This is a genomic window from Prosthecobacter sp., assembly GCF_049294395.1.
Classification (GTDB): domain Bacteria; phylum Verrucomicrobiota; class Verrucomicrobiia; order Verrucomicrobiales; family Verrucomicrobiaceae; genus Prosthecobacter.
The window spans coordinates 1-12,281 of record NZ_JBAQCR010000365.1 but is presented as its reverse complement, the minus strand read 5'-3'; the positions used below and the strand labels follow the sequence as shown (position 1 = coordinate 12,281).

Below are 12,281 nucleotides of genomic sequence, written 5' to 3'. Positions count from 1 at the left end.
GCTCGGCACACCGGGATTTGGCAGGCCGCCACCTCCGCAGGGGCGCGACCTGCCCTTCCGCCCGCAGATGCCCATGGTGCGCGAGCCGACCACTTTCACCGCGCGCTCGGGCGGCATCGACTGGCGTTTCGGGGCTTTCAGCAGCCCCACGTACACCATCTTCATCGGCCTCTCGCTCACAGATTTTTATGCGGAGATCAACCGCATGGCCTGGTGGTACGTGGGTGCGGGAGCGCTGGGTCTCGTGCTGGCCGGCTTCGGTGCGCTGTGGACTTCCGGGCAGGCGATGCGGCCGCTGGAACGCGTGGTCAGCACGGCCCAGCGCCTCACGGCGAGTGACCTGGCCGAGCGCATTCCAGTGCAGCGCGATGACAACCGCGAGTTCACCCAGCTCATCGAGGTGCTCAATGGCATGATGCAGCGCCTTGAAGGCAGCTTCCAGCAGGCCGTGCGCTTCACCGCTGACGCCTCTCATGAACTGAAGACCCCGCTGGCCATCATGCTGGCAGATCTGGATGACGCGGTGCGCCACGCCGCTCCCGGCAGTGAGGAGCACGAGCGCTTTGTCTCGCTCTTTTCCGAAGCCTCGCGCCTCAAACAGATCACGCAAAGCCTGCTGTTGCTCTCTCAGGCAGATGCGGGGCGCCTGCCCACGCATCCGGAGAGCTACGACCTCAGCCTTGATCTCGAACGCCTGATCGAAGACGGGGAAATCCTCTGCGAGCAGGCCGGACTCACTCTGGAACACCACATCCAGCCCGGCATCACCGTACATGCGGACCGCGCGCTGCTGCAGCAGGTGTTTCAAAACCTGCTGAGCAACGCCATCAAATACAACTGCCCTCAAGGCCGCGTCACATTGCACCTATCAAAACAGGACACGCAGATCGTGTTCACCGTCACCAACACCGGCCCCGCCATTCCGGCTGAGAATCAGCAACGCCTCTTCGAGCGCTTCTTCCGCGGGGACAAGGCCCACACCCGGCAGACCGACGGCTTCGGCCTCGGCCTCAACATCGCCACCGAGCTTGCCCGTGCGAACGGAGCGGAGCTGCGGCTCGTCAGTTCGAAGGAGGACGAGACCGTGTTTGAAGTGACTATGGCGGCGCCCGCGTCCTTTTAGCCCACTTTCCTCCTTGCCAAACGCGGAACTTCTCCGAGAATCCCGGCCCTCTTGTCCGGAGGCCTTTTGGCTTTGCAGGACGAAAGCCCGCCGTGCGCCTCAGGAGTGGAGGTTTGCGAGCGGTTCCCTCCTAAACACTCGCAACCCGTAAAAACAGATAATGAGCGCAACAGCTACTCTCGCAGACCTGATCGCAGGTTCTTTCCGCGAGCTTTCCGAAGGATCCATCGTCAAAGGCAAGATCCTCGAAATCAAACCGCAGGTCATCCTCGTCGATATCGGCTACAAGTCCGAAGGAGCCATCCCCTCCAACGAGTTCGAAGATGAAGACATCCAGGTGGGCGATGAGGTGGAAGTCCTCCTCGAACGCCTCGAAAACGACGAAGGCATGGTCGTTCTCTCCAAGGAGAAAGCCGCCCACCGTCAGAACTGGGAAAAGATCTACAACGTCTTCAAGGACGGCGGTCTCGTCAAAGGCAAGATCAAGAGCGTCGTCAAAGGCGGTCTCATGGTCAACGTCGGCGTCGAAGCCTTCCTCCCCGGCAGCCAGATCGACATCATCCCGCCGAAGGATCTCAACGAGTACGTCGGCAAGGTGTTCGAATTCAAGATCGTCAAGATCAACGACGAACGCAAAAACATCGTCCTTTCCCGCCGCGAAGTCATCGAGGCAGAGCGCGCCGAACAGCGCCAGAAGTTCCTCGACGGCGTCACCCCTGGCGACAAGGTCATCGGGATCGTCAAGAACATCACCGACTTCGGTGCGTTCGTGGACCTCAACGGCATGGACGGACTGCTCCACATCACGGACATGTCCTGGGGCCGCCTCAACCATCCTTCCGAAATGCTTGGCATCGGTCAGAAGATCGAAGTCCAGATTCTCGAAGTCAATCGCGAGAAGGAGCGTGTCTCCCTCGGCCTCAAGCAGCTTCAGAACAATCCTTGGGAAAACATCGAAGCCCGTTACCCCGTCGGCCAGCGCGTGCGCGGCAAGGTCACGAAGCTCGTCGCCTACGGCGCGTTTGTGGAAGTGGAAGAAGGCGTCGAAGGCCTCGTCCACGTCTCCGAACTCTCCTGGACGAAGCGCATCGCGCGTCCTTCGGACGTTCTCACCGTCGGTCAGGAAATCGAAGCTTCCGTCCTTGGCATCAACAAGGAAGAGCGCAAGATCAGCCTCGGCGTGCGTCAGCTCGACACCAATCCTTGGGACGACATTGACGCTCGTTACCCAATTGGCACTGTGATGAAGCGTGCCGTCCGCAACCTCACCGCCTACGGTGCGTTTGTGGAGCTGGAAGAAGGCATCGACGGCATGATCCACGTGTCCGACCTCAGCTGGACCCGCAAGATCAACCATCCTTCCGAGCTCCTCAAGAAGGGCCAGGAAGTGGACGCCGTGGTTCTCGGCATCGACAAGGCCAACCAGCGCATCAGCCTGGGCATGAAGCAGCTCGACACCGATCCATGGTCCATCATCGACACCCGCTTCAAGGTGGGCGACGTCGTGAAGGGCCGCGTGGCGAAGATCGCCTCCTTCGGCGCCTTCGTCGAACTGGAAGACGACATCGACGGCCTCGTGCACATCTCGCAGATCAGCGAAGACCGCATCGAGAAGGTCAAGGACAAGCTCAATGTGGGCGACGAAGTGGAAGCACGCGTCATCAAGGTGGACAAGGTGGAGCGCCGCATCGGCCTTTCCATCAAGGCCATGAACTACAGCGAAGCCGACATCCAGAAGGAAAGCCAGGCCTTCGAAGCCCTCCGCCCAAGCACCGACCTCGTCGGTCTGGAGCAGGCCTTCAAGTTCGCCACCGAAGAGTGGCGTCCAGGCGGCCAGTAATCCGCGATCTGAGACTCAACATCCAATCAACCACGAAGGGGACGCCGCAAGGCGTCCCCTTTTTCTTGACCATCTTCTGACACTTTCCCTGTGGCGGTCTGCTTCGAAGAAGGCAGTTTCCCGCAATGTCCGAGGATGTTCCTTCAGCGCTTCCAGAGACACGCCGCACCTGGTTGCAGCGTGGCCTGCTGGCATTGCCTGCGGCGCTTGCCGGCTGTGCGGCTCCCGCCACCTCGGTGCTGGGTGCCTCGGCGCGCAAAACGCGTGCGCAGTGGGAGTATCACAACCGCTTTCTCGCCTCGGGCGCCCGGCTGCGCTTTCGCTCTCACAGTGCGCATGGCAGGCCTTTCACAGCGGGCATGGAGTACGTGTACCGCACGCACAAGCGTGATCCGCGCATTGGCTATGCGGTGAAGAATCTGGCCACCGGTCGTTACCTCGCCGAGTTCCAGGCCGACAAGCTTTTCCTGGGCGGGTCCATGCCCAAACCTGCGGTGGCGGCGCTGCTGCTGGAAAAACGCCGTGGCAATCTCACACGTGAGGAATTTCAGAACATCGTGTATGCCTGTGATCAGAGCATCAACGCCTCCTGGTACTACCTGATGGCCCGCCTCACGAAGGCCGATGAGCAGTACTTTGAGCAGAAATACCATCTGCCCAATGTGGAGATCCTCAACAACTGGCAGTCACCGCGCTTTTACGCGGAGTTTTACGAGCGCTGCGTGAACTACCGCCTCGAGTATGGCTGCGAGCTGCTGCTGGAGGCGATGCGCCGCGATCAGTACGGCCTCGGCCGCTGGGTGATGCCCGCGAGCATCACCTACATCGGCGGCAAGACGGGCAACTACGGCGAATGGGATCACGAATCGCTGTTCTTTTATTATCGCAACACGCCCTATGCCATCGTGCTCTACACCCGTGGCAACTTCGCGCCTGGCAATCAGCTCGGCTGCATGATGGGCGGCCTGTTCCGTGAGTATTGCGCGTGAGCTTCACGGCTTGAGCCGGCCGGCTTCACCGTTCCTTGTCCGGCAGCACTTCCACTTCGATGTCCCGCACTTCGAGTGAGGCCGTCGTGGCAGGTGGAGCGGGCTCCAGCCAGATGTCTCGCTTGGATCCGGAGAGTTTGCGGCGCAGCGTGTAGTACAGCGCAGCGACAGCGGAAATCGCCAGCCCGGCCACGGCCACCGCAGCACCGACCATGAGAACCAACGCAATGAGCCCGGCTCCCACAACGGCAACCACTCCCAGCAGCAGCATGGCGGGCAGTCCCCGGATTTCGAATGTCCTCGGTCTCATGGGAATAACATGCGGCCTGTGTCCAGGATGACAACCCGCATGTGGCTCCAGAAAACGAGCAGCTTTGTAGTCTCCTTGTTCGTAGACGACGCCAGACTTTTTCAGCCTTCAGGAAAGTAGATGGGCATGCAGGACGGGCAGAGGGAATGCGTGAAGCTGACTTCCGTGTGTGCCGAGACATAGGCCACCAGGCCATGCCACTCACCACTGCCATCGCGGATGTTTTTGCAGGCGGCGCAGATCGGCAGCAGGCCGCGCAAGGTGCGCACTTCTGCCAGCGCCTCGTCTCTTTCTGTGAGGGCACGCTCCAGCTGGGCTTCACGCATGCGCAGCGGGGTCACATCCGCTACATGAACCCAGAATCCCCGCACCACTCCATCCTCGATATCTGGTGTGTAGGTGGCGATGCTGTCCTTGGCCCCGCCTTGGGGAAGAGGGATATGCCTTTCAAACTGCTGGGGCTCGCCACGAAGCGCCGCCTGAATGTGAGGAAGATTCAATGCATACAATGGACCTAGAAGGTCCTGCATGCGCATCCCCAGCATTTCCGCCGGACTTTTGCCAAACCATTCCTGATAGGCTTCGTTGGAGAACAGGCACCTCTGCTCCGAATCCCAGTAGGCCACCATGGCTGAAATTTGATTGACCGCTCTTAGAGCTAGTTGGGCTGGATCTGCAGATTTGATGTCCATTCAGGATAGCTGTGACGATCCTCGTTCCGACACTCGCATATTGAGTAATCGTTCAAACTGCGGTTTCTTTCATAGCCCATGTCAGGCGCTCGTTTTCTTCAAACACAGGCGCTCGTTTTGCCCCGTCATTTCAGCACGACTCCCGCCTCACCCACCTCCCAGCCAAGGCCGCCTGCACGAATGGCCACGGCGGTGGCATTGTCCGGCCATGGGGCGCTGAGCTGGTCTTTGAAATAGGTTTCCCAGGTGATCCATTTGCCGTTGATCTGCGCCTGCATCACCCACCAGCGCGTCGCGCTCATCCAGCGTATGTCGCTGTGCTGCCAGGCGACGGTGAGTTTGCCGCCGGGCGTGATTTTGCCAACAACGGGTGCTGGCAGCTGCGACTGACTGAGCCATGGCGATGCAGGCGGGATGGCATGCGAGGTGTAGGCGCGCTCTTTGGTGTAGGTGCCGAGCTTGCCGAGGTCTTTGTGCAGGGAGCCAAAGTTCCAGTGGAAGTGGCCCGGGGTCATTTTCAGGCCGCGCTCACGCAGCACGCTCATCTGGTGCAAAATCTCACCCGCATTGCGATCATCGCCGACCTTCGAGGAGTTCATGCCGGGCCAGATGTGGCGGCCCTGCGTGTTTTGCTCCAGCCACCAGTCGTAGTAAGTGATGAAGCCGAGCTTGGGCCGGTCGATCGTCCAGTAGAGCTGCGGCGTGAGGTAATCCACCCAGCCCTGCTGCAGCCATTTGCGTGAATCCGCGCCGAGATCTTCAAAGGGATCCAACCCGCCGCCGGTGCCTTCAGGATAATTGGGCCGCCACAAACCGAAGGGGCTGATGCCAAACTTCACGTAGCGCTTCTCCGCCTTGATGCCCTCGTAGATGAGGCGCACGGTCTCATCCACATTCTGCCGCCGCCATGCCGTGAGCTCCAGCGTGCCGCCGGTCGCTTTGTAGCGCGCAAACGTTTCACCGTCGGGAAACTCGATCTTCTTCTTGGCCGCATCCATGAGCGGATACGGGTAAAAGTAATCGTCGATGTGAATGCCATCCAAATCATACCGGCGCGTGACATCCATGATCACCGCGATGGCCTGCGCGCGCACCTCGGGGATGCCGGGGTCCATCCAGGTGTCAGGGCCGTATTTCATCGTCCACTCGGGATGCTTGCGAACGATGTGACCCGCGCTGGGGACCCGCTTTTCTCCGGCCAGCGCACGAAAGGGATTGAACCACGCATGCAGTTCCATCCCGTGCTTGTGCGCTTCCTTCACCGCAAACTCCAGCGGGTCCCACAAGGGCGAGGGTGCCACGCCCATCTGCCCCGTCAGGAAAGGCGACCAGGGCTCAATCTGCGAGGGATACATGGCATCGCCCGCCGGACGCACCTGGAAGATGAGGGCGTTTAATCCCACGTCCGCCGCCGAGTCGATGAGCGTCTTCAACTGCTCCTTCTGCTTCGCCACCGGCAGCCCCGGCTCGCTGGGCCAGTTGATGTTGTGCACCGTCGCCAGCCATGATCCGCGCAGCTCCCGCGCCGGCAGCGGCACGCCGGTCTGGGCGTGCAGCGTGGCGGTGAGCAGTAAAGAGATCGGGAGCAGAAATTTCAAAAGCATGGGGTCTTCAAGAAAACGCTGCGTGATGGATGTGTCGCTGAATTTTTCCAATGGATGCCGTATTGATGCACCGCATGTCCTTCCGAACACTTTCCACCCTCGCCCTGGCACTCCTCCTGGCCTCCTGCTCAACGCAGCGCTCACCGGTCGTCTCCGGTGCCAAGCCCAAAGACCACGGAGCTATCGGCGCAACCGAAGGCCCGGCATGGAAAGACGGTTCCCTCTACTTCACCGACGGCAAGCACATCAACCGCCTGGGCCCGGATGGCAAAACCACCGTCTTCCGCCACAACGCCTCCAACGGCCTGCTGTTCGACAAGGAGGGGCGTCTTGTAGCGTGTGAGTCCGGAATGCGGCGTGTGACTCGGACGGAGAAGAATGGGAGCATCACCGTGCTGGCGGATCGGTTTGAAGGAAAGCGCTTCAACACACCGAATGACCTCTGCATGGACTCGAAAGGACGGATCTATTTTACGGACCCCCGATATGGACCGCGCACTGGGATGGAGATCTGGGAAACACGGGTCGGCAAGTACGGTCCGGCATCGAAAGCAGGATCCAACATCGAATTCGTCGAAGGCGCCTATCGCATCAACCGTCAGGCCAAATTACCGGATGGTCTTTGCGCTTTCGCTTATGAGATCCCCAACATCGACCGCATCCATTGCGACGGTGCCGAACGCCCCAATGGCATCCTCATCTCCCCAGACGACCGCCATCTCTACATCGCCGACAACAATAACAACACCCACGGCGGCTCACGCAAACTCCTGCGCTACACCCTCGACAAAAACGGCGACGTCAAACCCGGCTCACGCAAAGTCATCTTCGACTGGAAAGACGGTCGCGGCCCGGATGGCATGAAGATGGACAGCGCTGGCCGCATCTACGTGGCTGCAGGAACGAACAAGCCCACCGAGTTCGAAAACACGAGCTTCAAGGCGGGCTGCTACATCCTGTCTCCTTCAGGACGCCTGCTCGACTTCATCCCCGTCGCTCCTGATGAGTGCTGCAACTGCGCTTTCGGCGGCAAGGATGGCAAGACGCTTTTCATCACCTCCGGCAGTCATCTGTGGAGCGTGCCGCTGCGCTGAGCCGCGCCTCGTTGAACTCAAGCCCCCATGAAAACCGCCGTCTTCTTTTGGCTTCTTTCTGCCAGCTTGTTCGCGCAGGAACTGCCGGACATCCGCAGCATCCCACCAGATCTCGACGTGCCCGCATTGATCGCAGGCCCGCCTGCCGCCGGCAAGCGCGTCAAAGTGGGCCTGCATGTGCTCTACCTGCCGACCGATTGGAAACCCGGCGCAAAGATGCCCGTGATCGTCGAGCTCGCCGGCAATGGCCGCTACACCAACAAGTTCGGGGATGTCAGCACCGGCCTGCCCGAAGGCAGCAATCTCGGCTACGGCCTCTCCGCCGGTCGCGGCTTCATCTGGCTGTGCGCGCCGTATTTAAACGAAAAGGGCGACGCAATCGCGATCACATGGTGGGGCGATGCGCCGACGTATGATCCGCAGCCGACGCTAAAATACCTGCGTGAAACCGTGAAGTCCGTCTGCCAAGCCTACGGCGATGATTCAAAGGTCGTGCTCTGCGGCTTCTCGCGCGGCGCCATCGCCTGCAACTATCTGGGCCTCTACGATGACGAAACCGCCAGGCTGTGGTGCGGATTTCTTTCCTACAGCCACTACGACGGCGTCAAAACCTGGCCCTATCCCCACTCAGATCGAGAATCAGCCCTCGTTCGCCTGAAACGTCTCGGCAACCGCCCCCAGTTCATCTGCGGCGAAGGATCGAATGCGCAAGAGACCGAAGCCTACCTGCGCCCGCTGCTGCCCAAGGCCGATCTGACCTTCCTGAGCACCGGCTTCCGCAATCACAACGACGCCTGGACCCTGCGCCCCAGCCCAGTGCGTGAAAAGGCCAGGGCGTGGCTGCAGCGAGTCACTTCTGGCCGCCCAGCAGATCCCAAGCCTTGAAGAGCTTTTCTCCCTGCTGCGGATTGATCATCTTCACGTAGCCGAGCATGCCGCTGACCCAGCCTGCAAAGTTGTCATGGCCGATGCGGTTCTGTGCGGGAATGCCGGTCTGCTTTGCCTGATGCAGGATCGCCCGCAAGCGGCGGCGTGTTTTGCGGTCCACATTGCAGCGGTCGTTCACCACCACGCCCGTGACACTCTGCTGCGCATTGCGGCGCTGGATGCGGGTCTTGGCTTCGTTGATCTCAAAGTGCTCGTCCTTCACGATGTTGTGCAGCCGGCTCAGGATCAGCGCGGTGGCCTTCGCCGCCTCGCCACGGGAGGAGAAGGTCAGGTCATCGGCATAGCGCGTGTAAGTCCAGCCATGCTTTGCAGCAAGGGCGGCAAAGCGCAGGTCCAGTTTCCGTGCGCACAGATTGCTCAGGGCCGGGCTGGTGCAGGCGCCTTGCGGCAGTGCGCGCAGGCCCGTGGCCACGTGAAAAGTCTGTCCATCGTAAACCACGGTACGTCGCGGGCATTCCGTGCACAGCAGCGCCAGCATCGTGGCCACCGCAGGGGAGTAACCCAGCTGCTGAAAAATGCCGCGCACTCGCGGAAAGGTGATGCTGGGAAAAAAGTCCTTCAAATCCGCATTCAAGACCACGTCCTTCCCGGTGTGGGAGCGCGCATTCGTCAGCGTCCCTCGCTCTCGTACAAAGCCGTGTGCCACGCCGCTCACCGGCACGCGTTCGAGGATGTTTTGCAAAATCCAGCGCTGGGCGCGGGCGAGATCGGTGTGCGGCGTCGAGATCTCCCGCACACCACCGCTCTTCTTCGGAATTTGAAAGCGGATGTAATGCGTGACCACCGCCACCTCGGCATGAAAGGCCAGCCAGCGCAGGCGTTTCACGGGAAGCTCCAAGGCCGTGGCGAGTTCCGCTGGCGTTGAGAGCACAGGCAGCTTCGCCTCCTGCAACTTTTCCACATGCGATCTCCGGTCCGCCAGACCGCCTGAGACACCACGCCCCAGGAAAATGATGTCCGTGGCTTTGCGGTGCGCGATGCCCGCCGCACGCTCCTCTTGGCGCTTCGCAGCCTCAGCTTTCTTTTGCCGCTTGAGCTCCGCCTTGGCCGCCTTGTCCGCCATCACCGCCGCTGTGCCCTGATTCTGCGCCCAGTCATTCCCCGGCCGCAGTTCATCCATCTTCTGGCCGATCTCGTGGATCTCCTTCAGCTCCTCCGGGGTGATAAGCCCCTCGCCCACCATCGCACGATCAATCATGAGCGTGCGCGCATCCGTGACCGGTGGAATGACGCTCTGACGGCCAAAGGCAAACAGATTGCTCCACAGCGGACGGCCCATGGCCTTCGCCTGCTGCTTGGTCTCGGCACCGGAAATGCCCGCGAAGACATCCGAATCGAGCTGCGCCAGCGTCCGTCGGATGGGTGACGGAGGCGTCGCACGCGCCTGCGGCACCACGTTGTTTCGTGGACTTGAGTCAGGCCGGGAAAGAGGTGGCGGCTGGCTGGGCTGATCGCGGCCGAGGAGTCGTCTGATGAGGCTTAAGAGTCCCATGAATGTGTGCGTACCGAAGGCGATGTTTCGAAATATTTCCGGGAGGAGCGCATGCGTCACTGACTACTTGCTCAGGACCAAGTCCGTTCACTCAGGCCACTGTCGCCACCCGACGCGTGTGAACGTTCGGGTTGCCTTGGCCAAGCGTCGGGTGGCGACAGTGGCCATCCGAACAACGGGCTTGGGGATGCATGGACGGGCAGCTTCATTCGCGGCGGAACACCGCAAGGATGGTCTCAGTGAGCATGCGTCCCCTCTCGGGAAATGTGGAAAGATCGTATTTCGGTGGTGGCGGCCTCCGTGGTTAAGGGTTCGTGCGAAACCCGGACCAGAGCCTCTCATACAGAGAGGGCGTTCCTGGGTCAACCGGGTTCAAAAGTTTGCGGCGAAAGGCGATGAGGTGGCGGCATGGCCCTTTCCTCAATCCTCCTTTGAAATGGTGCGAGCAGTCGCACTTCGCGCGGCGCATCATGCCATCGCGGTCCAGCAGCAGCTCCACCTCGCGGGTGTGCACCTTGCCGGTGTGCAGCTTGGTGTCGTTGGGCGCGTCGGTGCTGCTCAGCACTCGGATCTCGCGGTCCGGGATCTTTTGCGCGCCCAGCGCCTCCGCGTTTTCCGGGCCGAGCTGTTCCTCTCCCAGCACCTGCGGCATGATCTGCCGCCAGCGATACACCTGATGCGGCAGATCAAAGATGACCTGCCCCGAATGCGCCAGATGCTTCAGCGCCGCCGTCGTCAGTGCCTCCGTCGCACCGCCGGCGCTGACGAGTGCGGCCAGAGTCGCCGACTGCTGCTGCCTCAAGGTGGCAGCCATTTTGTCGATCAATTCTTTCCCCGGCTCCTGCGGTGGCAGCAGCAGATCCAGCGCGCTGCCACGAGTCCAGTCATTCGTGGTCCAGCCGGAGAGCCCCAGCGTGAGCTTCATCGGCCCCATGTGCGCAATCCACAGGCTCGGCAAACCGGTGCCGAGCAGGCACACCTCCACGCGGTCGATCAGCGGCAGCAGACGCGCCAGCGTCAGCAGACGACGCACACCCCACACGCGGATCGGCTCCATCGACTGCGCACACGGCGGCGCAGCACGGTCGATGATGCGCTGCTCCCATGGCTCCAGCACCAGCTCCGGCGCACGCCCTTCCACGATCTCAAACCGCAGCGCCCGCGGACTGCGCGGTGCTTTGTGCCGGCGCAGCCACGCGAGAAGTGAATACAACCCCTGTCGCGACAGCGTCACGCGCCGCATTGGAAGTGTCATCGCCCCCTGCAACTGCATGAAGCCGCGCAGCCATCCCGCAGGCAGATCGATCTTTTCTTCCCGATAGTCCTCCCCGCCCTGCACTTTGACTTCAAAGCCGGAGGGATCCACATGGAAGCGCGCCGGCTGGTACGTGCGCAGCGTCTGGAAGTGGTGAAACAGATCCCAGGAGTAGTCCACATTCGTCGTGCCACACTGCACGCCTCCCGCAGCACTGAAGCACTCATCGCGCTCCACGCTCAGACAGCCGTAGCTCGACTCATCCGCGCTGAAGCATTCAAAAAACACCACGTCTGGCGCCACGGTGATCACCGGATCGCACGGCATGAGCAGACGCCACAGCTCCTGATCATGGCGGCGCAGGTGGTCCGAGTACTTCAGCCGCGCATTCCAGTAGCGCTTCCTCGCTTGGTCAAACTGCCGCTCAAAATCACGCGGCATCGGCTGCTTGAGCTTTGACTCAACTTCCAGCCGCGCATCACGCACGGCCTCCGTTCGAATGGCCCGCTCGCGCTGCAGCTCGCCTTTTTTCCACTCCTCGTAGGCGGCTTTGTCGCGTGGTTTGAAGCGCAGATCATTGATCACCACATCATGCAGCGCGGAGATGGCCTCACGAAAGCTCAGCGGATTTTTCAATGCCGCATCAAAGGCCACCACGTCCCGCGTCAAATTCGGCGCCAGCGACACGATCTGCCCGCCGCCTGTTTCAGCGACATGACTGCGACCGCGATAAGCAAAAGTGATGTTCATGCGGCGGCCTTGAGTGGGTTTCCTGCCACTGGATGCAGCACCAGCTCGGGCAGTGCCGCCGCGATCGCGCTTTCCAGTTCCGGCCGTCTGGCCAGCAGCGACATCACCGCCGCCAGCGCCGCACGTGCTTCTGGGCCCCGGATGGAGCGCACCGTGGCCGCCAGCACCGGCAGCAGTTTTTCAT

Annotated in this window: 11 protein-coding genes; 5 read left to right on the top strand and 6 right to left on the bottom strand. The window is 61.2% G+C overall.

All coding sequences use genetic code 11. From position 1 onward, the window contains the following. The 3 genes from WAW39_RS24800 to WAW39_RS24790 form a co-directional block, all read left to right on the top strand. The coding region (locus tag WAW39_RS24800) for a sensor histidine kinase (protein ID WP_422321848.1) at positions 1-1,123 on the top strand (1,123 nt) is incomplete at its 5' end. 160 nt (positions 1,124-1,283) lie between these two features. Next, positions 1,284-2,963, top strand: a complete 1,680-nt coding sequence (gene rpsA / locus WAW39_RS24795) for a 30S ribosomal protein S1 (RefSeq protein ID WP_422321847.1) — start codon at positions 1,284-1,286, stop codon at positions 2,961-2,963. Positions 2,964-3,088: 125 nt separating this feature from the next. After that, positions 3,089-3,952: a hypothetical protein gene (locus WAW39_RS24790; RefSeq protein WP_422321846.1), complete on the top strand. Its 864-nt coding sequence runs from the start codon at positions 3,089-3,091 to the stop codon at positions 3,950-3,952. Positions 3,953-3,977: 25 nt separating this feature from the next. Here WAW39_RS24790 and WAW39_RS24785 read toward each other — a convergent pair whose 3' ends face one another. The 3 genes from WAW39_RS24785 to WAW39_RS24775 form a co-directional block, all read right to left on the bottom strand. Next, on the bottom strand, positions 3,978-4,262 hold the full coding sequence (locus tag WAW39_RS24785) for a hypothetical protein (protein WP_422321845.1): 285 nt from the start codon (positions 4,260-4,262) through the stop codon (positions 3,978-3,980). A 101-nt stretch (positions 4,263-4,363) separates the two neighbouring features. Further along, a complete protein-coding gene (locus tag WAW39_RS24780; protein ID WP_422321844.1) occupies positions 4,364-4,954 on the bottom strand; it encodes a PAS domain-containing protein in 591 nt (196 codons plus the stop codon). Positions 4,955-5,079: 125 nt separating this feature from the next. Beyond that, positions 5,080-6,558: a glycoside hydrolase family 10 protein gene (locus tag WAW39_RS24775; RefSeq protein WP_422321843.1), complete on the bottom strand. Its 1,479-nt coding sequence runs from the start codon at positions 6,556-6,558 to the stop codon at positions 5,080-5,082. Between the two features lie 74 nt (positions 6,559-6,632). Here WAW39_RS24775 and WAW39_RS24770 point away from each other — a divergent pair, with 74 nt between their 5' ends. Then, positions 6,633-7,652 carry an SMP-30/gluconolactonase/LRE family protein gene (locus tag WAW39_RS24770; RefSeq protein ID WP_422321842.1) on the top strand — a complete coding sequence of 340 codons (1,020 nt, stop codon included), beginning with the start codon at positions 6,633-6,635 and terminating at the stop codon, positions 7,650-7,652. 27 nt (positions 7,653-7,679) lie between these two features. Continuing rightward, a complete protein-coding gene (locus tag WAW39_RS24765) occupies positions 7,680-8,537 on the top strand; it encodes a hypothetical protein (RefSeq protein ID WP_422321841.1) in 858 nt (285 codons plus the stop codon). On the opposite strand, the gene WAW39_RS24760 is transcribed toward WAW39_RS24765, so the two are convergent. The 3 genes from WAW39_RS24760 to WAW39_RS24750 all read right to left on the bottom strand — a co-directional run. Then, positions 8,503-10,092 (bottom strand): reverse transcriptase family protein, encoded by a 1,590-nt coding sequence (locus tag WAW39_RS24760; RefSeq protein WP_422321840.1) that lies wholly within the window; start codon positions 10,090-10,092, stop codon positions 8,503-8,505. The genes WAW39_RS24765 and WAW39_RS24760 overlap by 35 nt on opposite strands. A 304-nt stretch (positions 10,093-10,396) precedes the next feature. Next, positions 10,397-12,097, bottom strand: a complete 1,701-nt coding sequence (locus WAW39_RS24755) for a metal-binding protein (protein ID WP_422321839.1) — start codon at positions 12,095-12,097, stop codon at positions 10,397-10,399. Continuing rightward, positions 12,094-12,281 (bottom strand): hypothetical protein (locus WAW39_RS24750; RefSeq protein WP_422321838.1); only part of this gene is annotated, 188 nt, incomplete at its 5' end. The genes WAW39_RS24755 and WAW39_RS24750, both read right to left, overlap by 4 nt.